Below are 24,375 nucleotides of genomic sequence, written 5' to 3'. Positions count from 1 at the left end.
ATCTGAAACCACCAGATTCAATTCGGCAGTCCGTATAGCCCTCCACTACGGCCTACGTGTTTACCCCTCAGTCAATTTCCTTGGTGTGCCACACCCAGTCCTTGACCTCGGGCAGGTCGTCGCCGTGCTCACGGATGTAGCGGTGGTGTTCGCTCAGTTTCTGGGTGAGGCGCTCGGTGAAGTCGTTTGCACGTTCCTGCAATTGTGGCAGGCGGCGTACCGCGTCCAGGGCCAGGTGATAGCGGTCAATCTCGTTGCACACCGTCATGTCAAACGGCGTGGTCGTGGTGCCTTCTTCCTTGTAGCCGCGCACATGCAGATTGTCGTGGTTCGGGCGGCGGTAGGCCAGGCGGTGAATCAGCCACGGGTAGCCGTGATAGGCAAAGATAATCGGCTTGTCGGCGGTAAACAGCGCCGCGTAGTCCTCGTCGCTCAGGGCGTGGGGGTGCTCGCCGGGGCTTTGCAACGTCATCAGGTCAACCACGTTCACCACTCGGATATTCAGTTCCGGGAAGCTCCCGCGCAGCAGGTCGCAGGCGGCGATGGTTTCCATGGTCGGCACGTCTCCGGCGCAGGCCATAACCACGTCCGGCTCGCCTTCACAACTGGCAAACTTCCAGATGCTTGCGCCTCGGGCGCAGTGCTCAGCAGCCTCATCTACCGTAAGCCACTGCGGCGCGGGTTGCTTGCCCGCCACAATCACATTCACGTATTGGCGGCTGCGCAGGCAGTGGTCGACCACCGAGAGCAGCGTGTTGGCGTCGGGTGGCAGGTAGACTCGCACCACTTCGGCCTTCTTGTTCACCACATGGTCAATAAAACCGGGATCTTGATGAGAAAACCCGTTGTGATCTTGGCGCCACACATGCGAGGTCAGCAGATACGTCAAAGAGGCGATAGGCTGACGCCACGCAATCCGGTTGGTGGTCTTGAGCCACTTGGCGTGCTGGTTAAACATCGAATCGATGATGTGAATAAACGCCTCGTAGCACGAGAGCAGGCCATGCCGCCCGGTCAGCAGGTAGCCTTCGAGCCAGCCTTCGAGCATCTGTTCGCTGAGCACTTCCATGACCCGGCCATCAGGCGTGAGGTGCTCGTCGGTGGGTTTTTCCTCGTCCAGCCAGACCTTGCCAGTTACGTCGTACACCGCCCCCAGCCGGTTGGATTCGGTTTCATCGGGGCCAAACAGCCGGAAGTTCTCGGGGTTGTCTTTGATGATGTCGCGCAGAAACTGCCCCAGCACCCGGGTGGCCTCAGCCATCTTCTCGCCGGGGGCCGCCACGTCGACCGCGTAGCTGCGAAAGTCAGGCAGGTTAAGGTCTTGCAGCACGGCCCCGCCGTTGGCGACTGGATTGGCCGACATCCGCTTTGTGCCTTGCGGCGCCAGGGCCGCCAACTCGGGCTTCAGGCGGCCCGATGTGTCGAACAGTTCCTCGGGATGATAGCCGCGCAGCCAGTCTTCCAGCATCTTCAGGTGCTCGGGGTGGTCACGCAGCCCGTCCAGCGGAACCTGATGCGCCCGCCAGGTGTTCTCGACAGGCTTGCCGTCCACCACTTTCGGCCCTGTCCAGCCTTTGGGGGTTCGCAGCACAATCATGGGCCACACTGGGCGGGTGGTCTGGCCGTCTTCCCGCGCCGCTTTCTGAATCGCCTGGATGTCGGCCAGCACCTGCTCTAACGTCTGCGCCATCAGCGGGTGAAGCTGCGCGGGATCGTCGCCCTCCACGAAGTACGGCTGATACCCGTAGCCGCGCAGCAGGCTTTCTAATTCAGCGTGCGGCAGCCGCGCCAGGACTGCTGGATTGGCAATCTTGTACCCGTTGAGATGCAAAATCGGCAGCACCGCGCCGTCGCGCCGCGGGTTCAGGAACTTGTTGCTGTGCCAGCTGGCCGCCAGGGTGCCGGTTTCGGCCTCACCGTCACCGATGACACAGGCCACCAGCAACTCAGGATGATCAAACGCCGCCCCGAACGCGTGCGCGAGGCTGTAGCCCAGTTCGCCGCCCTCGTGAATGGAGCCGGGCACCTCGGGGGCCACGTGGCTGGGAATCCCGCCGGGAAAGCTAAACTGCTTAAAGAGCCGCTGCATCCCGGTTTCGTCCTGGCTGACCTCGGGGTACAGTTCCGAGTAGGTGCCTTCCAGGTAGGTGTTCGCCACGATACCGGGGCCGCCGTGTCCTGGCCCCGTGATAAACAGGGCGCTCAGGTCGTGCCCCCTGATCAGCCGGTTCAGGTGAGCGTAGATGAAATTCAGCCCCGGTGTGGTGCCCCAGTGCCCTAGCAGGCGCGGTTTGACGTCACTCAGCGTCAGCGGGCGGCGCAGCAGGGGGTTGTCCAGCAGGTAAATCTGACCTACCGACAGGTAGTTTGCCGCACGCCAGTAGGCGTCCAGCAGGCGTTGCTCCTCGGGCGGGAAGGAGATGGGCGAAAGTGCTCTGGCTGGAGTCTGGCTTACTGGAGTCTGGGGTGCTGGGCTGTGGGTCACCGGAGTCTGGGTCACTGGGTCTCACCTCTGGCCCCGACTGTAAAAGGCGATAGTCAGCTCCGTATGGTCAGCCCGCCCCAAAGGCCCGACCTGCCCAGAGGCCCGAGCTGCCGTAGTCTCTATAGGCGCGTGCGCACCTCCCACAGTTCGGGAAACAGTACGGTGCTCAGCACCTGGCGCAGATAGTTCGCCCCACTGGTGCCCCCCGAGCCACGCTTGAACCCGATGACGCGCTCCACAGTGGTCAGGTGATTGAAGCGCCAGCGCCGAAAATTATCTTCCACATCCACCAGTTTCTCGGCCAGTTCGTACAGGTCCCAGTAGGTCGCCGGGTCGCCGTAAACCTGTAGCCAGGCCGCCAAAACCGCCTCGTTCACCTCATAGTTGTGTGAGAAGTCACGGTTAAGCACTTCAGGCGGCACAGCCAGGCCACGCGCCGCAAGGAGGCGCAGCGTCAGGTCGTAGACACTGGGGGCGTGCATGGCGTCGTCGAGCGGGCCGTGCAAGTCGGGCCGGTGCTCATGGGGGTGTAACAGCACAGGGTTACGGTTGCCGAGCAAAAACTCCACCATCCGGTAGCCCTGTGACTGAAACCCCGAGGCGTGCCCGAAAGCCCAGCGGAACTGAAGATAGTCGGTGGGAGTCATGGTTTTTAAGACTTCCCAGGCGTCGGTCATCTGTTCTTGCGCCCGCACCACCCGCGTCAGCAGCTTGAGGGGCGCGTCAGTGATGCCCTGCTCCAGCAGCGACATGGCCGCCTGCAACTCACGCACAATCAGCCCCAGCCACACCTCCGAGACGTGGTGGACGGCAATAAACAGATGTTCATCGTGGGCCTCGGTCAGAGGCTGGTGGGCCCCTTTGAGTTCATCCAGATGCAGGTAGTCGCCGTAGCTGAGGCTCTGACGAAAGTCGCCGTAAGCCTCCTGCGCAGAATCGGCCCGCTTTTCAGGCCCGGGTTGTCTGCTCATGTGGCCCCGCCTCCAGTACGGCGCGGATGCCCTCTACGGCCCGGCCTACGTCGGCGTGCGAGTGGTACAGCGGCGTAAATCCGAAGCGCAGGATGTCCGGTGTGCGGAAATCTCCGACAATGCCGCGTTCGATAAGGGTTTTCATCACCTCTTGCGCCTGCGGGTGGCGGTAGCTGACCTGTGAGCCGCGCTGCTCGGGCTCCCGGGGCGTCACCAGTTCAAGCGGATACTGGCCGGTCAGTGGTTCCATCAGAGCGATAAAAGTGTCGGTCAACGACAGCGATTTGGCGCGGAGTTGCCCCATATCCACATCGGCGAACACGTCGAGCGCCGTATCCAGCGCACTGAGGCCCACCACTTGCGGCGTGCCTACCACATAGCGCCGCGCACCGGGGGCCGGGACATACTCGCGGGCCATTTCAAAGGGGTCGGCGTGGCCCATCCAGCCGCTCAAAAAGGAGGGGGCCGCGTCATGATGCCGCTGCGCCACAAACAAAAAAGCGGGCGCACCGGGGCCACCGTTCAGGAACTTATAGCCGCAGCCAATGGCAAAGTCGGCGTGACAGCCGTTCAGGTCAACCGCGAAAGCTCCCGCCGAGTGTGCCAGATCCCAGACTGTCAGGATGCCCTGCGCCTGCGCCTGCGCCGTTATTTGGCCCATATCCAGCTTGCGCCCGGTGCGGTAGTCCACCTCAGTGAGCAGCAGCACCCCCACTTCGGGTGTCAGGTGTTGTTCGGGATGGGCCGCAATTTCGTCGGCTGGGACGCGGCGAATCTCTAGCGTGCCGCCCAGCAGGGCATTAAGACCCTGGGTCACGTACAGGTCGGTGGGGAAGTTTTCGGCGTCGGTCAGCAAAACAGGGCGCTGGGCGTTCATCCTGACCGCCGCCGCCAGCACCTTGAAAGTGTTGACGCTGGTGCTGTCGCCTACCGCTACCTCATCGGGCCGCGCTCCAATCAGGCGGGCAATTTTGACGGACACGCGGTCAGGCAGGGCCATCCAGTCCTGCGCGGCCTCAGCATTGCGCGTCCACGAACGAATCAGGTGCTGCGCCCACTCTCCGGTCACCACTTCGTGCAGGCGAGCGGGGACCGCTTTAGGCATCGCGCCCAGGCTGTTGCCATCCAGATAGATGGTATCGGCGGGCAGTTCAAAAGCTTCACGCTTGTGCGCCAGAGGGTCGGCGGCATCAAGTTGGCTTAAATCGGGAATGGTCATGGGAATACCTCGGGGGGGGTTAGAGGGCTGAGCACTGGAGGCAAAAGTCACTGGGGAAAGCGCCTTTCAATTATACGAGTAGCCTAATCATAGAGACAGCTGAGTCAGCCAGAGCAACTCGTCGGGGCCATCGAAATGGTGACGCTCCAGCAACGGCTGAATGCTGGTCGCCACACCCGCCCAGACCTGCGTAAGGTGAGCACTCTGGGTATGAAAAGCGTCGGATTCCAGCGCCCCGACCGCCACCACAAAGGGCGCGGAGGTCGTCGGCTGGTGCCCCACCGGACTCAGCTCCAGGGCCTGGCTTTCGGTGAGGCGCAGGTTGGGTTGCAGTTCGGTCAGCCGCAGGGGCCGCAGGTCGTACAGGCCGCTGATGCCGATGCCGCGCACGATTTCAGGGGCAGGCAGGCCCTCGGCGGGCCAGTCGGCGCAGTGAATCATGGCCGTGAGGTGGCCGCCCGCCGAGTGACCGGCCACCACCAGGGCGCCGTACCTCTGAGAGACAAACGACGCCGCCTGCCGCGCCTGGCGCACAATCTGCTTTAGACTCACGCTGGGCACGAGGTCGTAACTCATGACGGCCACGCGGTAGCCCGCCTCCACGACTGGCGGGGCCAGATATGAAAACGAATCCTTGTAAAACGCCATCCAGTACCCGCCGTGAATCCAGAGTACAGTGCCCAGCGGCGTGCCTAACGGCTCAAACACGTCTAGCCGCTCATGTTCGCCGGGGCCGTACGCCAGCTCCTGTGGCGGGTACTGCTCACGCACGGCGGCGCTGCGCGTTCCCCAGCTGCCGAAGAAGTCACTGGCGTTCGGCACGCGCTGAGAAGGCATGTATTCGGTGTTGATGGCGGAATCAAAGAGGTCAGTCATACACTCAGATACTCCCACGCTGCTTTGTCGGCTTCGAGTTGCCCGCTCTTTCCTTCCCAGACGACGCGCCCGCGTTCCAAGATGGTGTGTCCGTCGGCCAAAGTCATCAGGCGGCGCACATATTTGTCAATAACAAGGATGCTCTGCCCATTTTCACGAAGGAGAGTCAGGCAGCGCCAGACTTCCTCGCGCATGAGAGGAGCTAGGCCCTCGGTGGCTTCGTCCAGAATAAGGAGTTTAGGGTTGGTGACCAGTGCCCGGCCAATGGCAAGCATCTGCTGCTCACCGCCAGAAAGTTGTTGCCCGCCGTGGTGTCGGCGCTCTAGCAGGCGCGGAAACAGCTCGTACACGCGCCCCGGCGTCCAAGCGTTGCCGTGCCGTTTCAGGTGAAAAGCGATGAGGTGTTCTTCCACACTGAGGTTTGGAAAGACTTGCCGCCCTTCTGGGACGACAGCAATCCCCCGCGCCACTACCGCTTCGGGCGAGAGCTTGGTGATGTCCTGCCCTTCAAACAGGATGCGCCCCCCTGTGGCGGTGTTGAGGCCTATGAGCGTCCGGACAGTAGTGGTTTTGCCCATGCCGTTGCGACCAAGGAGCGCATGTGTTTGCCCCGCGCCGACGCTGAGTGTGACGCCGTGAAGCACTTTGGCGCTGCCGTAACCGCCGTGCAGGTCAGTAACTTCAAGCAGCATGATCGTCACCCAAGTAGGCCCGCTGCACTTCGGGGTCGTTTTTAATGGCTTCGGGCGTCCCACTGGCGATAATTTGCCCGTATACCAGCACACTGACTTCATTTGCCAGCGAGAACACTGCGTCCATGTCATGCTCGATCAGCAGCACGGCGCGGATTCCGGCAATGCGGCGAATCAAGTCTACCATGCGGACACTTTCCTCGTGCCCGAGCCCCGCCATCGGTTCGTCCATCAACAGAAACTTTGGGTTACTCGCAAGGGCCAAAGCCACATCCAATTGCTTGCGTTCCCCGTGCGACAAATCAGAGGCAGGCGCGTTTAGGCGCGAGGTCAGGCCCACTTCCTCAGCAATTTCAGCGGCTTGACGGTATAAAGCCCTTTCACCCGTGACAGGTTGCCAGAATCGCATGGACGTTCCACTGCGCCCTTGAACGCTCAGGGCCAGGTTGCGCCACACCGTCCACTCCGGGTAAATACTTGTGATTTGGTAAGTGCGCGATAACCCCCGCGCCACCCGCCCCGGCATGTCCACGCGGCTCACATCCTGCCCGCTCAATAGCACCCGCCCAGACGACGGCGGCAACGCCCCAGATAGTAGGTTGACCAGGGTGGTCTTTCCTGCCCCGTTGGGGCCGATCAGCGCGTGAACGCCCTTCCCCTCGACGCGCAGATTCACGTTCTGGGTGGCGGCCAAAGCGCCGAAGTTCTTACAGAGATTCTCAGCCACAAGTGCGGATTGAGATTGAATGCCCGCCACCTTAAACACTTTCCTTTTTGCTCTCTCTCCACGCGGAGAAGGAAAAAATCCCGCAGGGCCGGGGAGGTGCAGAGGCGTGTGACCAGCTAAATCGCGCCAGAGGCCTATAAAACTCGCAGTAACTCACTCTACCACCTCTTTTTTCTTGCGCCCGAACAGGGTTCCCAGACTTCCCAATCCTTTGGGTGCGAACAGCATGACGCCCAGCAGAATCAGGCCCACGAACAGCGGCCAGCGTTCTGTGACTTCGCCCAAGTATTCTTCTAGGCCAAGGAGTACCGCCGTGCCGAGCAAGCCCGCCCAGAAGGTGCCGACGCCGCCTAGAATGACCATCATCATGAACTGGCCCGACTGTTGCCACGACAGCAAACTGGGATTCGTGAAGCCGCTGATTTGCGTCATTAGCACGCCCGCGAGGCCCGCCAGTGCGCCGCCAATCACAAAATTGACCAGTTGATACCGCCGCACCGGATACCCCAGCGCCGCCGTGCGCGTCTCGTTGTCGCGGGCAGCCTGTACTACCTCGCCAAAACGGCTGTGCACCACGCGCCAGATGACGAACAAGCCCAGTGTGAGCGCGGTCAGTGCCGTGTAGTACATGGCCCGGTCATCGCCCAGCGTCAAGTCACCCCACAGCGCGGCGCGGCTGATGCGAAGGCCATCTTCCCCGCCTAGCGAATCGGACGATACCGCCAAGTAGTACAACATCTGCGCCAGCGCCAGCGTAATCATGATGAAGTACACCCCCCGCGTGCGAAGTGCGGCCCAGCCGAACACGAAGGCCAGTAGCGCCGCCACGCCTGTTCCAACCAGCAGTTGCGCGGGCAGCCCCGCACCCTTTCCGGCCAGCAAAGCCGCCGTATACGCCCCCGCCCCAAAGTACGCCGCGTGGCCGAAACTGACCAACCCGCCGTACCCCAAAATAAGATTCAGCGCACTGGCTGCTAGCGCCACCACCAGCACCCGCGACGCAAACGAGATGTAATACTCCTGCCCCATTGCGGTGAGAATGAATGGCAGCGCGAGGCCGAGCGCAAGGAGAAGGAAGGGAAGAAGGCGCTTCATGGAGCGCGCCACTGGGAGAGGGGAGGCGCCGCGCCAGCGGCTGAGGGGTGAGGGAGCGTGTGACCATCCTTACCGCAATTTCTCCCTATCCTTACACACCATAGACCATAGACCATAGCCCCTTTCATCCCGTCCCCCGCGCTGGGAATAGCCCGCGTGGCTTAAAGAACAGCACGGCGGCCATCAGCACATAAATGGCAATGCTCGCCAGCGCTGGGCCGAAGCTTCCGGCAAGTTGCGGGTTAAACAGAGCGGTGAGCCAAGTGGGCAGAAAAGCGCGTCCAGCGGTGTCGAGAATGCCCACCAGCAGCGAGCCGATAAACGCGCCTTTGATGCTGCCGATCCCGCCGATGACAACCACCACGAAGGCCAGAATCAGGATGTTTTCGCCCATGCCGACTTGTACCGACAGCAGCGGCCCCAGCAAAGCCCCAGCGAGGGCGCACAGGCCAGCGCCGAGGGCAAAAATCAAGGTGTACAGCGGGCCAATTTTCACGCCCATAGCGCGGGTCATCTCGCGGTTGCTGGCTCCGGCGCGCAGCCACATGCCCACGCGGGTTTTGTTGACCAAGTAGTACAGGCCCGCCCCCACGCCTAGCCCCGCCGCGATGATAAATAGGCGGTAGGCACTGTACTTAAACCCCGGCAATTGCACAGGCTGCGACAGGCTTTCGGGCGCACTCAGCGCAATGGGCTGCGCCCCCCAGATCATGCGCACGACCTCATTGGCAATCAGCATCAGCGCAAAGGTGGACAGCACTTGCGTTAAGTGAGTGCGGGCGTACAGGCGGCGAATAATCGTGACTTCCAGCAGTCCGCCAATCAGCATAGTGCCTAAAATGGCCAGCACCACCGCTGGAAAAAACCCGACGTGCGGCGCAAACGTGGCGGTCAGGTACGCGCCGATCATATAAAGCGAACCGTGCGCCAGGTTAATCAAGTCCATCACGCCGAAAATGAGCGTCAGGCCCGCCGCCAACAAAAACAGCATCAAGCTGAACTGCACGCCGTTCAGAAGTTGTTCAAGAATAAGGTCAAGAGGCATGAAGGATGATTTCTCCTGCGCTGAGAGGGCTGGATTGAGTGATGGGCGGCTCTAAGTGCGGCTAAGTGACCGTGTAGGGATAACCCAAACACCAGCCTATCCCTACACTCACACTGGCCCTACACTCACACTGGGCCGCACCTTTTCCCATACTGGCTTCGCTCGGTTGGTCTTTACGCAAACTTGGTGGTACCTAGCCGTTAGACGCCGCCCCAGCGGCCTACTTCATCTTGCGGTCCTTGGCGTAGGCGTCTTCGTGGTTACTAAACACCTTGCCGACGAGGCGGTTTTGAATGCTGCCGCCGACTTTGGCGACTTGGCGCAGGTAAATGTCCTGAACCGGGTAGTGGTTTTTGTTGAACTTAAACGCGCCGTGCGTGCTGATAAAACTGGTGTTCTCTAGCGCTTTTCGCAGGGCCGCGCCGTCGCTCAGGTTGCCTTTCACATCCTTGACGGCTTCGCTCATGAGCAGCGCGGCGTCGTAGCCTTGCGCGGCGTACAGGCTGGGATTGCGCCCGTAAGTGGCTTTGAAGTCGGCCACAAATTTGGCGTTGGTGGGGTTGCTCAGCTCCATAGCCCACTGGCTCGTGTTGAAAATGCCGACCATGTTGGGGCCAACGGCTTTAATCACGTCCGCGTCGGCGCTGAAACCGGGTAGGAAGAGGGGGATTTCCTTGAGTAGCCCCGCTTCGGCGTACTGCTTAATAAAGTTGATGCCGCTCCCGCCGGGTTGGAAGGTGTACACGGCCTTGGGACGAGCGGCGCGAATCTGCGCGATTTCGGCGGCAAAGTCCAGTTGGTTGACTTTGGTGTACACTTCGGCCGTAATTTTGCCCTTGAAGAAGCGCTTAAAGCCAGTCAGGGCGTCTTTCCCAGCGGGATAATTCGGTGCGAGGATGTACACGTCGCTAAATTTGCGGCTGTTGACATATTTACCCATCGCTTCGTGCAAGTTGTCGTTTTGCCACGCTACGTTGTAAAAGTACGCATTGCACCCGCTTCCCGCGTACTGGCTGGGGCCAGCGTTCAGGCTGATGTACGGCGTTTTGCTGTCAAAAACTGTGTCTCCAACGGCCAGCAGCAAGTTACTGAAGATGATCCCGGTCAGGAAGTCCACCTTGTCGCGCTTAATGGCCTTATCTACCGCTTGGCGGGCGGTGTCGGCATCCTGCTTGTCGTCGCTGAAGCTGATTTCCACGGGCAAGCCGCCAAGTTTGTTCCCAAGGTGCTTAAGCGCGAGGTTAAACCCGTCGCGGGCATCCACGCCTAAGCCAGAGCCGGGGCCGGAGAGGGTGCTGACAAAGCCGACTTTCACGGCATTTTGCGCGAGGGCCGAAGCCGAAAGAAGGACGGTCAGGGCGGCTAATTTCATGAAATTATGCATCTGGATTCTCCTTTGGAGTGGGGTACTTAGTCAGGCTGTTTAATCGGGGATGACGGCGGTACCTTCAATCTCGATCTTGGCGCGGCCTTCCATCAGTGCCGACACGGCAATCACGCTCATGGTGGGAAAATTGCGTCCCATTACCTCGCGGTAAGCGGCCCCGATTTCCTTCTGGTGGCTCAAATACGCTTCCCGATCTGTGATGAACCACGTCAGGCGCACGATGTGGCTGGCGTCGCCGCCCGCTTCCCTCACCACGTCCAACACGTTTTGTAGGGCTTGGCGCGTTTGTAATACAAAATCATCAGTTTCAAACTGCTGTTGGGCATTCCAACCGATCATTCCCGCCGTAAAAACCAACGTGCCCTTCGCGGCAATTCCATTAGCGAACCCTCTAGCTCTAGCCCAGTCGGGCGGATGAAGAACCTGAAACGAAGAAACAGCAGTCATGCCAACTCCTTAAATGTGGTGGGGGGAAATACTTTCATCTCGTTTTGGGGCTGTGAGCTATGGGCTGCAAGAGGTGGGGGAATGTCTTTCGAGGCTGGCCACACGACTTTCACCCTTTCTTATGGCTCACAGCTAAATCCTTATGCGCCTTCTACTGCGCCGGGAGGCAAGAAATTAACGTCGTGGGCGGCGCTTCGCTTCGCTACTTCGTCAGGGTCGGCCAGGTCGTGCAACTGGTCGAATAGGGCCTTGAGGTTTCCAGCGGGGCTAACCCAGAACAGGGCGCGGGCAGGTTTATCGGTCTTGTTGTAGTAGCCGTGCGCCAATCCTCTGGGCATACGCACAAGATCACCGGGTTCGGCGTGCGCCCAGTTCCCATCTAGGTACAGGTCAAAACGGCCTTCTAGCACATAAATAAACTCGTCTTGGGTGGTGTGAATGTGGGGCGGCACGAAGGTTCCGGCGGGGTCATAGGTTTCAAAGCTGAAACTGCTGTCGCACTCGGATTTCAGGTGGTAGGTGTGGCCCAGAATGCGCCACTCGCTGCCCGTAGTGCTGGTGCCTGCCTTGGTAATGCCTGCGGGTAAATCTGTCATGTTGGTCTCCTTTTTTGGCTATGAAACATGGGCTATGAGGTCTGGGGGGCCTAAGCATAAGCGTGAGCTTGGTTGTTCCTCATGGCTTACAGCTTTTGCGCCGTTGCCGCCACTTTCGCCGTGTGCTGGGCAATCAGTTCCTTGGCGGCGTTGGGATCGCCTAACCAAGGGAACAGGTTCTTAGGGCGGTTAAACGAGTTAGCGAAGAGAGCAGCAAGGCTGGGGACGCTTTGCGCTGCACCTAGGAAGTTCAAGACGTGTTCGGGCGGTGGGGCGAGCATGGCATTCGTCCACATGCAGGTAAATTGCGCGTAATCCTGATAGAAGTCCTCGAAGGTTTGTTCCATCCAAGCGCGGTCAAAAGGTTGTTCGCCGCGTTCCAGAATGCGCGTCAGGTAGTGGTCTGCGGCCTTCGCTGCCGTACCAGAGCCTTGACCAGTGATCGGGTCATTCAGGATGACGGTGTCGCCCAGCCCCATAATTTCGCGTCCGTTGGCGAGCGTGGCGACGGGGTGGCGCACTTCGGGTGTCACGCCGCCTTGCAGCCACGCTTGCGGGTCCACCAGTTTGGCGTCCTTCAGGCGGTCTGCTTCCCAAGGAATGAATTCACGCACGGCGTCCATCAAATTTTGCTTGAGTTCCTCGGGGTCTTTCACGTTGCGGAAACGGTCTAGTGGGCCGCCAGGAACGGCTTCAAACAGCACAGACTCGTAGGGCAAGGGTTCACCGTTGGCGTCCCGCGTCAGGCCGGGAATGATGAAGATTTCGCCCGCCCCCGGCACCAAATTGGCCGACACGCCCGGTTGACCGTCGCGCTTGGCTGCGCCCTTGATGTAAACGAGGCTACATTGACGCTGCGGCGCGTCATAAGGGGTGCGCTCCGGGTTTTTCTGGAACAAGTGGGCCAGTTTGCCCTTGCCTGCGGACAGTAGCGTTAAATCGTGCGTGTCGGCTAATTCCTCTAGCGTATCCAGTGTGGCGGACTGCTGAAGCACTGTGCCGCCCGCTTTCGTGAAGGCCCGCAGCCACTCGGCAAACTTCATACGCTGGTCTACCGCGTGTGCCGGAGCTTCCAGCAGGGCAGAAAACTGAATCATCCGCTCACCCGGAATGCCGGGATGCGCCACATTCACATAAAACGCCTCCACCGAAGCGCCCTTGCCATCCCAGTAATTCAGGCTCAACTTGCGCTCGGTCTCCAGCCCGTCATGAAAGATGCACTGCGTACTCATCACGCGCCCGTTTTCGTACTCCTCTGCTGAGCGGTCGGATACGAGTGTCACCGCGTACCCGTGTTGCAACAGCCCATGCGCGAGTTGTAACCCCGCCTGTCCAGCACCAACGATTGCTATTTTTCGCATACCGCTCTCCTTTCTGTTGAGTGGCTTGCTTTTACCCGTTTGACCCCTTCGCCTCTCCGGGGCTACTCCCCTTAGAAGGGAAGATTTGTTGGGTGTCGTTTTTCGCGTTTCGTTCGCTGCATAGCTTCCTTTTAAGGGGAGCTGTCACCTTCGCTGACTGAGAGGTCTTACGCCGCTAAGTGGAATTTGAAGGCAGTTCATCATTCCATCCCCTCCTGCCGCAACTGAAACCTTTGTAATTTGCCCGTCGCCGTTTTGGGCAGAGCGTCCAGAAATTCGATGCGGCGCGGATACTTGTAGGGCGCGATCTCGTCCTTGATAAAGGACTGCAATTCTTTTTTCAACAGATCGCTGGGGGAATAGTCGGGGGCCAGCACTACGAAGGCGCTCACCAGTTGCCCACGTAGTTCGTCTGGTAGACCCACTACGGCGCACTCGGCCACAGCGGGATGACACAGCAGCGCTCCCTCGACTTCCGGCGCGGCGATGTTGTATCCACTCGATACGATCATATCGTCGCCGCGGGCCTGGTACTCGAAATAGCCGTCTGCGGTCATGCTGTAGATATCACCCGTGATATTCCAGCCGTGCTGCACATAGACCTGTTGGCGCTCATCGTCTAGGTAACGGCAGCCTACCGGCCCTTTCACGGCGAGCCGACCGGCCTGACCAGGGGGCAGCGCCCTCCCCTGCTCGTCCATCACGCAGGCGCGGATACCGGGAACAGCCTTGCCCGTGCATCCGGGCCTTGCCTCATGTTCGTCGGCGCTGATAAACACGTGCAGCATCTCGGTCGAGCCAATGCCGTCGATCAGTTCGATTCCAGTCTTCTCGCGCCAGAGTTCCCGTGTGGCCGCGGGCAATGCCTCGCCTGCCGAGATACATTTACGCAGGGTCTTAAGACCTTCCAGATCGTCCAGGGCCGCCATCATGCGGTAACTGGTGGGCGCGGTGGCACAGACGGTGGCGCCGAAAGCCGAAATGGAGGCCGCCAGCCCAGGCGGTGAACCGTTTTCCAGCAGCACAGTGGTTGCCCCGATACGCAGCGGAAACAGCAGCGACACCCCTAGGCCGAAGGTGAACGCGAACGGCGGGCTGCCGATAAAAATATCGTCTGGCATAGCTTTCAGGACATATTTAGCAAAGGTGTCGCATATCGCCAGAAGGTCGCGGTGAAAGTGCAGGCACCCCTTAGGCTGCCCGGTGGTGCCCGACGTGAAGGCGATCAGCGCCACGTCATCGGAAGCGGTGGGGACGAACTCGAAGGTTTCCGGCCTGGTGCGGGCCAGTTCCAGAAGCAGGCCCCCGTCACGTTTGAAGCCGTAGATGTGACGCAGGGTATTGGTGCTGTCCATCGCGTCGTGGACAGCGGCGCGGCAGCTCACGTCGCTGAGGGCGTGTGAGATTCTGGCCTTGCTGATGACCTTCGCCAGCTCGGGTCCCCGTAGCAGCGGCATAGTCGAGACCACCACGCCCCCCGCCTTGAGAACGGCGAACCACAGCGCGGCCAGCATCGGCGTATTGGGGCCATGCAGCAGCACGCGGTTGCCGGGTTGCAAGTCCATCTCGTCGCGCAGGACGTGGGCCAGCTGGTTAGAGCGCACGTCCAGTTCGCGGTAGGTCCAGCACTGTCCGTCGGCCAGCAGCGCGGGTTTATCGGGGTGCGTCTGCGCCAGCTTCAGCAGCTCGGCGGCGGCGTTCAGCACAGGCGGAAACTGAAGTTCAGGCAACTCGAAGATCAGTTCCGGCCACTGTTCTGCGGGCGGCAGGTGTTCCCGGCAAAACGTGTCGGTGTGGGCGCTCGGATGCAGCTTCATAGGGGCAAGGCTTCCCTGGGCCTTCCATCTTTAAGAACCTCACGGGCGATAATCAGTTTCTGGACCTCGGTGGCTCCCTCATAGATTCGCAGCGCCCGGATTTCGCGGTACAGGCTCTCGGTGATCCCGCCGACCTGCACGCCTGCCCCGCCGAACAGCTGCACCGCCATGTCGATCACCTGTTGGGCGTCCTCGGTGGCCGTCATTTTGGCCATGGCGGCCTCACAGGTCACGTTTTCTCCCTGATCTCTTTGCCACGCGGCGCGGTAGGTTAGCAGGGCGCTGCGGTCGACCATCGTCGCCATGTCGGCCAGCATCGCCTGCGCCAGTGGCTGCGCCGAGAGCGTGGTGCCGAACATCTGGCGGCTCTGGGTACGCTCTACGGCTTCACGCAGGGCGCGGCGGGCCATGCCCAGGGCAGCGGCGGCCACCGAAGTGCGGAAGATGTCCAGCGTTCTCATCGCCAGCTTAAACCCCTCTGCGGGGTCGCCCAGCAGAGCCGAGGCCGGAATCCGGCAGTCCTTAAAGGTCAACGTAGCGAGCGGATGCGGCGCGATGACTTCCAGCCGCTTGCTGTCGTCCAGACCGGGGGTACCTGAGTCCACCACAAAAGCGCTGATGCCGCGCGATCCAGTCCCCTCGCCCGTGCGGGCAAACACCACGTAGAAGTCTGCGATTCCGCCGTTGCTGATCCAGGTCTTCTGCCCGTTCAGCACGTAATCGTCGCTCTCGCGCCGCGCCTCAAGCCGCATGGCGGCCACATCCGAGCCGCTGTCCGGTTCAGTCAGCGCAAAGGCAGCGATCTTCTCGCCCCGCGCCACACCCTTCAGGTACTTTTCCTGCTGTGCAGGGGTACCTGCCAGGGTGATCGCACCGCTGCCAAGGCCCTGCATGGCGCACACGAAGTCGGCCAGCCCGTCGAATTCTGCCATCGTCTCGCGCACTAGACAGATCGAGCGGGTGTCGATCACATCGTACTCGCCGCCGTAGGCTGTGCCCCCCACCGAGTAGCGCAGCAGGCCCGCGCCGCCTATGGCCCTGACCAGCGCGCGGCAGGCGTTGTCAGTGTCATGGTGGTCGACATGGTTCAGATTTGCGCCGCACCACCCGCGCAACTCAGCGGCCAAGGCGCGGTGAGCGTCGTCGAAAAAGGGCCAGGACAGATAGGTCATCATTTCAGTCTCCTTCGAAAACAGGCCGCTGTTTGGCAGCGAAAGCCTCATAGGCCCGCGTATAGTCGCCCGTCATCATGCAGATTGCCTGCGCCTGGGCTTCGGCTTCGATGGCTTCGTCGAGACTCATATTCCACTCCTGCCACAGCATCTTTTTGGTCATGGCGTGCGCGAAGGTCGGGCCAGAAGCGATTTCGGCGGCCAATGCCTGGGCTTCTTGGCATAGCTGCTCGGAGGCATGCAGTTTGTTGAAAAATCCCCAGTTCAGGCCCTCCTCGGCGGTCATGCTGCGTCCCCGGAACAGCAGTTCGCTGGCCCGCCCCTGTCCGATGAGGCGCGGCAGGATGGCGCAGGCCCCCATGTCGCAGCCCGCCAGCCCCACGCGGTTAAACAAAAAGGCTGTTCTGGTGCCGGGCGTGCCCAGCCGCAGGTCCGCAGCCATGGCCAGAATCGCCCCTGCTCCGGCGCATACCCCATCCACAGCGGCGACAATCGGCTGCGGACATTGCCGCATGGCCTTCACAAGGTCGCCGGTCATGCGGGTAAAGTTCAGCAGGCTGGGCATATCCGCCTGCACCAGGGGGCCGATAATCTCGAAGACGTCGCCGCCCGAGCAGAAATTGCCGCCCGCACCGCGCATCACCACCACTTTCACGTCGCTGGCGTAGGTCAGGGCGCGGAACAGGTCGCGCAGCTCAGCGTAACTTTCAAAAGTCAGCGGGTTTTTGCGCTCGGGGCGGTTCAGGGTCACGGTGCCGACCCCGCCCTGCACCTCCCACAGAAAATGTTGCGGGGCATAGGCGGCAAAGGACTGTCCGTGGGCGGGTAATTCGAGTCTGTTCAGTTCGCGGGGATTCATCATGCCCTATGCCCTCCGTGCCTTCAGGTGTGCTTTCAGTTTGCCCAGCAGCGCCGAGAGTTGTTCCTGCTCGGGCTGGCTCAGTGCCCCGAGCAGCATGATGACCCATCCCTCGTGCTGCTCGGCAATTTCGCCGAAGCGTTCGTGGCCCAGCGGGGTCAGTTTCAGGGTCACGCTGCGCCGATCGGGGCCACTGGTTCGCTCGACCAGTCCTTCGCTTTCCAGTTGGTCGGCCAGCCCGGTGACATTGCCCCGGGTGACCATCAGGCGGGCGCTCAGTTCGCTCATCCGCAGGCCCGCCGGTTCGCGTTCTAGCTGCGAGAGCAGGTCGAAACGCGGCAGGCTGATGTCGGACGTCGCGCTGAGCCGGGTGCGAAGTTCGGACTCGACTAGGGTTGTGGTGGTTAGCAAGCGCAGCCACAGTTTGATGGCCTGATGGTCGCCGTGGGCCAGGCGCGTTTCAAAATCCAGCACGTCCGTTATCACCCGACCATCACCTCCCCGCCTGCTATGGCAATCGCCTGCCCGGTCACGCTGCCCGCCGACGGGTTGCACAGCCACAGCACGGCGTCAGCGACCTCCTGCGGCTGCACCAGCCTGCGTTGGGGATTGCTTTTTGCCAGTTCTGCTCTGGCTTCTTCCTCACTGCGCCCTGTTTTCCGGGTGATGTTCTGGATGGCCCCCGCTAGCAGGTCGGTCTCGGTGTAGCCAGGGCAAACGGCGTTCACGGTAATGTTTCTGGTGGCCAGTTCCAGCGCTAGGGCGCGGGTTAGGCCGATCACGCCATGCTTGGCAGCCACGTACGCGCTGACATAACTGTAGCCGACCAGCCCTGCCGTACTCGCTATATTCACGATGCGTCCGCCGTACTCCAGCAGATCGGGGAGCGCGGCGTGCGTACACAGCCACGTGCCGGTCAGGTTCACGTCCAGCATCTGTTGCCACAGCTTCAGATCGGTCGCGAGGGCCGGGGCGCTGGCCGCCTGCCCGGCATTGTTGACTAGCACAGAGATGGGGCCGCTGCTGGCCCTGGCCGCCTCAAACGCCCGCCGAACGCTTTCTTCCGAGATCACGTCCACCGTTTGATAATGACTGCCAGGCAGGCGTTGGGCCTGCGCCGCCAGCCGCCCGGCGTTGCGCCCCAGCAGAGTCACGGTGGCGCCCGCGCTGTGCAGTGACCCGGCAATGGCCGCGCCGATGCCCGAACCGCCGCCGGTCACCACGGCGTGCTGTCCTGCAAGTGTCATGCGCCGCCCTCCAGTTCCGCTTTCATGCGGGCCAGGCTCGCCTCGCTGCTGGCCTGCGCGGCGGCCATCTGCTTTTCGCGCTCCAGGTTGCGCTCAAATTGCACCTTGCCTGCGTAATAGGGCTTGGGCCAGTTCAGGCCGGTATAGCCCAGCTTCGCGGTTTCGTGCAGCGTCCAGAAGGGGTCGGCCAGGTGCGGACGGGCGATGGCGCACAGGTCGGCGCGGCCCGAGGTGATGATGCTGTTGACGTGGTCGGCTTCGAAGATGTTGCCCACAGCAATGGTCGGTATTCCAGCCTCATTGCGGACACGGTCGGCGAATGGCGTCTGGTACATCCGCCCGTAGACGGGTTTTTCCTGCTTGCTCACCTGTCCGCTGGACGTGTCGATCATGTCGGCCCCAGCAGCCTTGAAGGCCCGGGCGATCTCGACGGCGTCGTCGGGAGTGATACCCCCCTCGACCCAGTCGTGGGCCGAGATGCGCACACTGAGCGGTTTTTCGCCGGGCCAGACTGCCCGGACGGCTTCAAAGACTTCCAGTGGATAGCGCAGGCGATTTTCCAGTGTGCCGCCGTACTCGTCAGTGCGTCGGTTGGTGAGCGGCGAAATAAAGCTGCTTAGCAAGTACCCGTGGGCACAGTGCAGTTCCAGCCAATCGAAGCCCGCCTCGGCGGCGCGGCGCGTGGCGTCCACGAAAGCCTGCTTGACTGCCTGCATGTCCTCGTGGGTCATGGCGCCCGAGGTCTGGCTGACTCCTGGCAGGTACTGCTGCTCGCTGGCCGAGAGTAGCGGCCAGTTGGGCTCCTGTGGGTCCTCCAGCGGCAGGTCGGTGCCGTCCCAGGCGCGGCGGGTACTGCCTTTGGCCCCGGCGTGGCCGAGCTGAATAGCGATTTTTGCCCCCGACTGCCCGTGTACAAAGTCCACGACGCGCCTCCAGGCGTCGCGCTGCTCGTTGTTCCACAGTCCGGGGCAACCGGGTGTGATACGGCCCTGCGGCGTGACACAGGTCATCTCGGTAAAAATCAGTCCCGCACCGCCTAGCGCCCGCGCCCCCAGATGAACGAGGTGAAAGTCATTGGGCAGGCCGTCATGCGCGGAATAAACCGCCATCGGACTCATCACGACGCGGTTGGGCAGTGTCACGCCGCGCAGACTGTAGGGCGTCAGCATCGGTGGAAGGGGTGTGGCCTCCAGTCCGGATTGCCTGGCCAGCCAGCTTTCCACGCTGCCCAGATACTCGGGGTCACGCTGGCGCAAGTTCTCATGCGAAATGCGCTGCGAGCGCGTCAGCAGACTGTAGGCAAACTGCTCCGGGGGAAGGGAGGCATACCGCGCCACGTTCTCGAACCATTCGGTGCTGTTGCGGGCGGCGTTCTGGATTTTCAGGACTTCCACGCTGCGTTCGGCGGTATAATCGCCTAATGCGGGAGTTAAGGCGTCGCCGTTTTCCCGCAAAAAGCGGTTAAGGGCGATAGCATCTTCCAGCGCAAGCTTGGTGCCGCTGCCGATGGAAAAGTGGGCGGTGTGCGCGGCGTCGCCCATCAGTACCACGGGAATGCGTTTGCCCCCGTACTCGCCCCAGTGTACCCATTGCTTGGTCATCACGCGGGGAAACTGAATCCAGATGGCGCTGCCCCGAAGGTGTGCGGCGTTGGAAATTAGTTTATGGCCTCGCAGCACGTCCCTGAAGAGATGTTCGCAGTAAGCGATGCCTTCTGCTTGCGACATGGTGTCTAGGCCAGCGGCCTGCCAGACCTGCTCGGGCGTCTCGACGATAAAGGTGCTGGTTTGGTCGTCGAACTGATAGATGTGCGCCTGAAACCAGCCGTGCTCGGTCTGCTGAAAGTCGAAAGTAAAGGCGTCGTACTCGGCCTGAGTGCCCAGCCACACGAAGCGGTTGTTCCTTACATCGATATCAGGCTGGTAAGTCTGTTCATACAATTTGCGCACCTGACTGTTGAGGCCGTCGGCCGCGACGACCAGGTCGGGCTGATAGTGCGTAATGGTCGCTTCGATGTCCTGCACCTGGGTTTCAAAGACCAGCTGTACGCCCAATTCGCGGCAGCGGTCTTGCAAGATATTCAGCAATTTCTTGCGCCCGATTCCGATAAAGCCGTGCCCACCGCTGCGGATGGTGCTACCTCTGAAATGGATTTCGATATCGTCCCAGTGGTTGAACGCCGCGTTGATGGTATGCGCGCTCACCGGGTCGGCGTCCATCAGGTTGCCCAGGGTCTGGTCACTGAATACCACGCCCCACCCGAAGGTGTCGCCAGGTCGGTTGCGCTCCAGCAGAATAACTTCGGCTTCCGGCTCGCGTAGCTTAAGCAGCAGGGCAAAATAAAGGCCAGCGGGACCACCGCCTAGAATCAGGGTGCGTAAGGGTCGAGCTAATGCAGGCATACCATCCCCCAGAAAGCTTGAGTTCTAAACTTTAACTACCCAGCACGATAAACAAGACAAAAAACTAGTGCCGACCAGCTCTATGCCGAAATTTACGCTCTGAGTAGTTTCCTAAACTGTTTACTTATAAATAGTTTACAGGCTCGGATTGGATTGTGCAAGGGCATGCTGCCCGATTGCCCAACGTTGTCCCTTCACGGTGGCGCCCTGGTAGTCTTTACCCGTCTGTCTGGCTTGGGGAAATTTTCGCTGGCTTTTGGCACCCTCTATGCTGGGGCCCAGAGCTGTTACTTGGAGTCGGTTTGAAGTCGGTCTCGCCTTACGTCCGGTGCCTCTTTCATTGGGTGGGAATGATCGCAGCCCTCCGCATCCCAGTCACCTGGGGCGCAGGAAGCTTTAAACAAAAATTTCCGGGCCTGAGTCAAAGGGGGGTTTTCGGCTTGTTGAGTCGCCAAGTCTGCTCTAACCGACGCTTGCACTAAAGTGCATGGCTCTAACCCAGCGCTTTCGTAGAGTAGACCGCCCCGGCCTACACGTAGCCGGGGCGGTCAGGCTTAAGGCTTACGGACAGACGTTCAGCGCGGTAGCTGTGTTGCGAGGATTAACCGCGCCGCTGGCAAAGTCGCTGCTGGCGTTGGTATCGGCACAGACGTTGGTGCGGCTGGCACTGGTGGTGCTAGACAGGCCGCTGTAGGCGACGTAGTCGTTCACGGCAGCGTCAGTGGTGCCGGTCACGGCGGTGGTCTTCTGGGCCAGCACGACCTGCCCGGCGGACCCGCTCATAGCGATGGTATCGGTGGTATTGGGCGTCAGCGCAACGGTTCCGCCCGCTCCCTTGGCTTCCTGCACCAGATAAAACTGACCGGGGGCCAAGCTATAGCTGCTCAGCGGGGTGACCTGCCAGCTGGTGCCGGTCGCGCTGGCGTACTGCACCGAGTAGCCTGCCAGGTTAATGGCGCTGCTGGTGGGGTTGAAAATCTCGATAAAGTCGTTGGTGTAGGTCGCGCCGGTGTTGCCGCCGCCCCCATACACCTGACTGATCACGAGGTGGTTCAGGCTGGTCGCCGGGGGCAGAGCGCCGCCAGTGACCGTCACGTTGATGGTAGTGTTGGCACTCAGGCCGCTTTGCCCGGTGGTGGTCACAGTCACGGGGTAGGTGCCGCTGGGGGTAGTGGCAGGCACAGTTATGTTGACGCTAAAGGTGCCATTGGGACTGACAGTGGTGGCTGATGGCATGACCGTCAGTCCCGCACTGTTGCTGGTGCTGATGCTCAGGTCGGCGCCGCTGTAGTTCTGGGTGCTGGTGGTGAGGGTGCTGCTGGTCGCCGCGCCACCAGCCGTGACGCTCAGGGCGGTGGGGCTGGCGCTGAGGCTGGTCGCCGGGGTGGAAGGCGCAGGGGTGCTTCCGGCGTCGGCAGTCAGGCTAAGGCCCACCAGCACGGGGTCGTGGTCGCTGGCACGGAAGGGATTGGTGGCACTGTACAGGTCTTTCCCGATACAGGTGGTGGCGGTGCCACATTCGGGAATAGCCTTGTACTCGGCGTTGTAATCGGCAATGACCGGCTCATCGCTGTTGACGTGCCACTCGGTGATGCCCGTCACCTGAGTGCTCAGGTTGGTGCTGGAAAAAGCGTGATCGAGGTAACCGAACAGGCCGCCGAACTGGTAGCTGTAGCGGTCTTCGGCGGGAATCCGCAGGTTAAGGCTCTCGAAACCGCCATTCTGAATGGTTTTGACCGGGTCTTCCGCGCCGTAAGCGTTGAAGTCGCCCAGCAGCAGCACGTCCTGGTCGCCGCTGGTCTGCTTGATGGTGCTCACAAAGTTCAGCAACTGGCTGGCCTGTTGCACGCGCAACTGGTTCCAGCAGCCCTGGCCCTGGTCGGTGTCGCCGCTGGTGGGGCAGCTTCCCTTGCTCTTGAGGTGGTTAGAAACCACGCTAAAGACGCCGTTCGTGCCCAGGTCGCGGAAGGTCTGTGCGACGGGCGGACGCGAGTAAATACTGTTGGTATCGATCATCGGCTGACCGATAGGCGCGACCTTGCCGGGCTTGTAGATAAGGCCCACGCGGATGGCGTCGGTGCCCACCCGGCCAGTCTGCACAGCGGCGTAGGTTCCGGCCCCGGCTTTCTCGTTCAGCGCCCGCACGATTTCGTTCATGGTCACGTTATCGTCGTTCTGGGTTTCCATAACCGACAGCACGTCGGGGTTCAGGGCGGTGATGGTTTGCACCATCTTGGCCCGCTGGCGCTGGAACTCGGCCAGGTTGTTGGCTCCACGGCAATTGGCCGCGGTGGTGCTGGTGCCGACCAGGCAGCCCTGCCCGGTTTTGCCGTCGAAAGTCGCGCCATTGGTAAAGGTCGTGAAGAAGTTGAGCATGTTGGCCCCCACCACCCGCAAGGAGCCGCCGACACTGGCCGGCGTGGCGTTCGCGGCGCGGCTGTTGGCCGAGACGAAGTTCACGGCGCCTTCCGGTTCCAGCATGGGTAGGCTGGCGATGGTGTGCCAGATGCCGGTCAGTCCAGTCACGGTATCGCCGGTGCGGCGGGTGTTTTCGCTGCTGAGGTAGTTCAGATTCAGCGGGTTCTGGGCGCTGATACCGTCGTCGAGCGTGATGGCGCTCTGGCCAGTTTTGGCGTTGCCGTTGCTTGGCACGAACATGCGCCCATTGTTCGACAGGTCCAGTTCGCCGTAGCGCCCGTAGGTGTAGTTGTTGGTGACGGTCAGCGTCTCGGGAAAAGTCACGCGCATCCCTTCGTAGCGCTCCAACTGAGCATCGTTAAGGGGCAGGGTCAGCGATACGGGAGCGGGAGCGGGCACGCTGCTGGCAAGAACCGTGACTGTTGGAGACGTTATTTCGGTCACGCCCTGGGTGTCAGTGCCCTTCGCGCCTTTGTATTCCGTCACGGTTCCGGCGACTCGCACGCGGCTACCCGTGCTGGGGCAATTGCTCACGCAGTACACGAAAATGCCGTCGGAGGTAGTGCCGTCGCTGTCCTTGTCAATTCCGGCTTCCTGCATAAAGAAACCGATGAGGCCCGGCAGGGCGCTGGTCACCACGCCCTCGACCGTCACGGCCTGCGCGTTCATGGGGCTGCCCACGTCGCCAGCAGGAGTGCTGCCCTGGACGCTGCCGATTCTGGTCAGGTTGACGGTTCCGGGGTTGTCGGCGACGGTAAACACCAGCGTAAAGCGGAAGGGGTCATTGTCACCCACATCTACACCCTGGAGGGGCACGCGCACGGCAAAGTTAACCACCTGCGAAGCGCCGGGGGCCAGCGTGGTGGTCTGCCAGCCGGTGTGGCTGATGCCGGGGGCCGTGGTACCAGAAGGCAGGCTGATTTGCAGCGCTCCGGTGTCCAGGTTGCCCACCAGAGGCGTGGCGCTGGGATCAAGGCCCACCGCGCCGCCGCTGAGGCGGTTGGACTGCTCAGGGGTCATGTTCACGCCCGACATCGGCACGCCCTTGCGGCTGACCACGTTGCGGAAGGGGGTTTCATCGTCGGTGGCATACGCGCCGCTGGTGTCTACCGGAATATAGGTGGGCAGGCTAATCGGTGCGCCGGAGGTGTTGGTCACGGTAAACGAGGTGGTGAGGTGCAACACCTTATTGACGTTGTCGGTCACGGTGCTGTTGCTTAGCAGGGCAAAGTTGAGGCCCTGCACTTCGGCGGCCTGGGCACTCAGACCAGGGCGGCTAACCGAGGCCTGCAGCTGCTGGCTCCCGACGCCGTTGATGTTCAGCTCGAACAGGCCCAGGCTCTTGGCGGGGTTGGTCACGACCGGCGCGGGCTTAGAAGCAGGAGTGGACGTAGTGGTGGCCAGGGGCTTTTGCTGGCCGCAGGAGGCGAGGGCTAGGGCGCCCGCCAGCAGCAGGACAAAACGGGTGGGTTTAATGTTCATGGGGTCTCCAGAAAAGTCAGGTGGGGTTGAGCCTACGCAGCCGCACCCCCCGGTTAGGGAAGCGCGGCCACCAGGGT

Annotated in this window: 19 protein-coding genes; all 19 read right to left on the bottom strand. The window is 61.3% G+C overall.

Translation table 11 applies throughout. The features are described 5' to 3' along the window. Positions 1-67 precede the first annotated feature (67 nt). The 19 genes from QZ269_RS01005 to QZ269_RS00915 all read right to left on the bottom strand — a co-directional run bounded on the left by QZ269_RS01005 (position 68) and on the right by QZ269_RS00915 (position 24,298). Positions 68-2,500, bottom strand: coding sequence for a phosphoketolase (locus QZ269_RS01005; RefSeq protein WP_291423344.1), 2,433 nt, complete (start codon positions 2,498-2,500; stop codon positions 68-70). Between the two features lie 104 nt (positions 2,501-2,604). Next, a complete protein-coding gene (locus QZ269_RS01000) occupies positions 2,605-3,456 on the bottom strand; it encodes a tryptophan 2,3-dioxygenase family protein (RefSeq protein ID WP_291423342.1) in 852 nt (283 codons plus the stop codon). Continuing rightward, positions 3,434-4,675: a kynureninase gene (kynU, locus tag QZ269_RS00995; RefSeq protein ID WP_291423340.1), complete on the bottom strand. Its 1,242-nt coding sequence runs from the start codon at positions 4,673-4,675 to the stop codon at positions 3,434-3,436. The genes QZ269_RS01000 and kynU overlap by 23 nt, the downstream gene beginning before the upstream one ends. A gap of 87 nt (positions 4,676-4,762) precedes the next feature. Beyond that, entirely contained in the window at positions 4,763-5,551 is a 789-nt protein-coding gene (locus QZ269_RS00990; protein ID WP_291423338.1) for an alpha/beta hydrolase, read from the bottom strand. Beyond that, a complete protein-coding gene (locus tag QZ269_RS00985) occupies positions 5,548-6,243 on the bottom strand; it encodes an ABC transporter ATP-binding protein (protein WP_291423336.1) in 696 nt (231 codons plus the stop codon). Before QZ269_RS00985 ends, QZ269_RS00990 begins: the two co-directional genes overlap by 4 nt. Next, positions 6,233-6,970 (bottom strand): ABC transporter ATP-binding protein, encoded by a 738-nt coding sequence (locus QZ269_RS00980; protein ID WP_291423334.1) that lies wholly within the window; start codon positions 6,968-6,970, stop codon positions 6,233-6,235. The genes QZ269_RS00985 and QZ269_RS00980 overlap by 11 nt, the downstream gene beginning before the upstream one ends. A gap of 153 nt (positions 6,971-7,123) precedes the next feature. Then, positions 7,124-8,065 (bottom strand): branched-chain amino acid ABC transporter permease, encoded by a 942-nt coding sequence (locus tag QZ269_RS00975; RefSeq protein WP_291423332.1) that lies wholly within the window; start codon positions 8,063-8,065, stop codon positions 7,124-7,126. A 124-nt stretch (positions 8,066-8,189) separates the two neighbouring features. Beyond that, on the bottom strand, positions 8,190-9,110 hold the full coding sequence (locus QZ269_RS00970; protein ID WP_291423330.1) for a branched-chain amino acid ABC transporter permease: 921 nt from the start codon (positions 9,108-9,110) through the stop codon (positions 8,190-8,192). Positions 9,111-9,330: 220 nt separating this feature from the next. Beyond that, on the bottom strand, positions 9,331-10,494 hold the full coding sequence (locus QZ269_RS00965; RefSeq protein WP_291423328.1) for an ABC transporter substrate-binding protein: 1,164 nt from the start codon (positions 10,492-10,494) through the stop codon (positions 9,331-9,333). Positions 10,495-10,533: 39 nt separating this feature from the next. Beyond that, positions 10,534-10,944 carry a RidA family protein gene (locus QZ269_RS00960; protein ID WP_291423326.1) on the bottom strand — a complete coding sequence of 137 codons (411 nt, stop codon included), beginning with the start codon at positions 10,942-10,944 and terminating at the stop codon, positions 10,534-10,536. A gap of 140 nt (positions 10,945-11,084) precedes the next feature. Further along, positions 11,085-11,540, bottom strand: a complete 456-nt coding sequence (locus QZ269_RS00955; protein WP_291423324.1) for a cupin domain-containing protein — start codon at positions 11,538-11,540, stop codon at positions 11,085-11,087. An 86-nt stretch (positions 11,541-11,626) separates the two neighbouring features. Further along, positions 11,627-12,901, bottom strand: coding sequence for a styrene monooxygenase/indole monooxygenase family protein (locus QZ269_RS00950; protein ID WP_291423322.1), 1,275 nt, complete (start codon positions 12,899-12,901; stop codon positions 11,627-11,629). A 200-nt stretch (positions 12,902-13,101) separates the two neighbouring features. Continuing rightward, on the bottom strand, positions 13,102-14,718 hold the full coding sequence (locus QZ269_RS00945; protein ID WP_291423320.1) for an AMP-binding protein: 1,617 nt from the start codon (positions 14,716-14,718) through the stop codon (positions 13,102-13,104). Then, positions 14,715-15,893: an acyl-CoA dehydrogenase family protein gene (locus tag QZ269_RS00940; RefSeq protein ID WP_291423319.1), complete on the bottom strand. Its 1,179-nt coding sequence runs from the start codon at positions 15,891-15,893 to the stop codon at positions 14,715-14,717. The genes QZ269_RS00945 and QZ269_RS00940 overlap by 4 nt, the downstream gene beginning before the upstream one ends. 1 nt (position 15,894) lies before the next feature. Beyond that, positions 15,895-16,752: an enoyl-CoA hydratase family protein gene (locus tag QZ269_RS00935; protein WP_291423317.1), complete on the bottom strand. Its 858-nt coding sequence runs from the start codon at positions 16,750-16,752 to the stop codon at positions 15,895-15,897. 3 nt (positions 16,753-16,755) lie between these two features. Then, positions 16,756-17,223: a MarR family transcriptional regulator gene (locus tag QZ269_RS00930; protein WP_291423315.1), complete on the bottom strand. Its 468-nt coding sequence runs from the start codon at positions 17,221-17,223 to the stop codon at positions 16,756-16,758. 8 nt (positions 17,224-17,231) lie between these two features. Continuing rightward, positions 17,232-17,996, bottom strand: coding sequence for an SDR family NAD(P)-dependent oxidoreductase (locus QZ269_RS00925; protein ID WP_291423313.1), 765 nt, complete (start codon positions 17,994-17,996; stop codon positions 17,232-17,234). Then, on the bottom strand, positions 17,993-20,398 hold the full coding sequence (locus tag QZ269_RS00920) for a bifunctional salicylyl-CoA 5-hydroxylase/oxidoreductase (RefSeq protein ID WP_291423311.1): 2,406 nt from the start codon (positions 20,396-20,398) through the stop codon (positions 17,993-17,995). The genes QZ269_RS00925 and QZ269_RS00920 overlap by 4 nt, the downstream gene beginning before the upstream one ends. Positions 20,399-20,959: 561 nt before the next feature. Next, a complete protein-coding gene (locus QZ269_RS00915; RefSeq protein ID WP_291423309.1) occupies positions 20,960-24,298 on the bottom strand; it encodes an ExeM/NucH family extracellular endonuclease in 3,339 nt (1,112 codons plus the stop codon). Positions 24,299-24,375: the final 77 nt, after the last annotated feature.

The organism is Deinococcus sp. (assembly GCF_018260405.1).
Lineage (GTDB): Bacteria > Deinococcota > Deinococci > Deinococcales > Deinococcaceae > Deinococcus.
This window is presented reverse-complemented; position numbering and strand designations above follow the sequence as displayed.

Excerpts from the sequence above, each read along its gene's own strand:
- QZ269_RS00920 (WP_291423311.1), bottom strand. The coding sequence starts at position 20,398 with ATGCCTGCATTAGCTCGACCCTTACGCACCCTGATTCTAGGCGGTGGT.
- QZ269_RS00985 (WP_291423336.1), bottom strand. The coding sequence starts at position 6,243 with ATGCTGCTTGAAGTTACTGACCTGCACGGCGGTTACGGCAGCGCCAAA.
- kynU (WP_291423340.1), bottom strand. The coding sequence starts at position 4,675 with ATGACCATTCCCGATTTAAGCCAACTTGATGCCGCCGACCCTCTGGCG.
- QZ269_RS00975 (WP_291423332.1), bottom strand. The coding sequence starts at position 8,065 with ATGAAGCGCCTTCTTCCCTTCCTTCTCCTTGCGCTCGGCCTCGCGCTG.
- QZ269_RS00970 (WP_291423330.1), bottom strand. The coding sequence starts at position 9,110 with ATGCCTCTTGACCTTATTCTTGAACAACTTCTGAACGGCGTGCAGTTC.
- QZ269_RS00940 (WP_291423319.1), bottom strand. The coding sequence starts at position 15,893 with ATGATGACCTATCTGTCCTGGCCCTTTTTCGACGACGCTCACCGCGCC.
- QZ269_RS00925 (WP_291423313.1), bottom strand. The coding sequence starts at position 17,996 with ATGACACTTGCAGGACAGCACGCCGTGGTGACCGGCGGCGGTTCGGGC.
- QZ269_RS01000 (WP_291423342.1), bottom strand. The coding sequence starts at position 3,456 with ATGAGCAGACAACCCGGGCCTGAAAAGCGGGCCGATTCTGCGCAGGAG.
- QZ269_RS00950 (WP_291423322.1), bottom strand. The coding sequence starts at position 12,901 with ATGCGAAAAATAGCAATCGTTGGTGCTGGACAGGCGGGGTTACAACTC.
- QZ269_RS00955 (WP_291423324.1), bottom strand. The coding sequence starts at position 11,540 with ATGACAGATTTACCCGCAGGCATTACCAAGGCAGGCACCAGCACTACG.
- QZ269_RS00935 (WP_291423317.1), bottom strand. The coding sequence starts at position 16,752 with ATGATGAATCCCCGCGAACTGAACAGACTCGAATTACCCGCCCACGGA.
- QZ269_RS00990 (WP_291423338.1), bottom strand. The coding sequence starts at position 5,551 with ATGACTGACCTCTTTGATTCCGCCATCAACACCGAATACATGCCTTCT.
- QZ269_RS00960 (WP_291423326.1), bottom strand. The coding sequence starts at position 10,944 with ATGACTGCTGTTTCTTCGTTTCAGGTTCTTCATCCGCCCGACTGGGCT.
- QZ269_RS00915 (WP_291423309.1), bottom strand. The coding sequence starts at position 24,298 with ATGAACATTAAACCCACCCGTTTTGTCCTGCTGCTGGCGGGCGCCCTA.
- QZ269_RS00965 (WP_291423328.1), bottom strand. The coding sequence starts at position 10,494 with ATGCATAATTTCATGAAATTAGCCGCCCTGACCGTCCTTCTTTCGGCT.
- QZ269_RS00945 (WP_291423320.1), bottom strand. The coding sequence starts at position 14,718 with ATGAAGCTGCATCCGAGCGCCCACACCGACACGTTTTGCCGGGAACAC.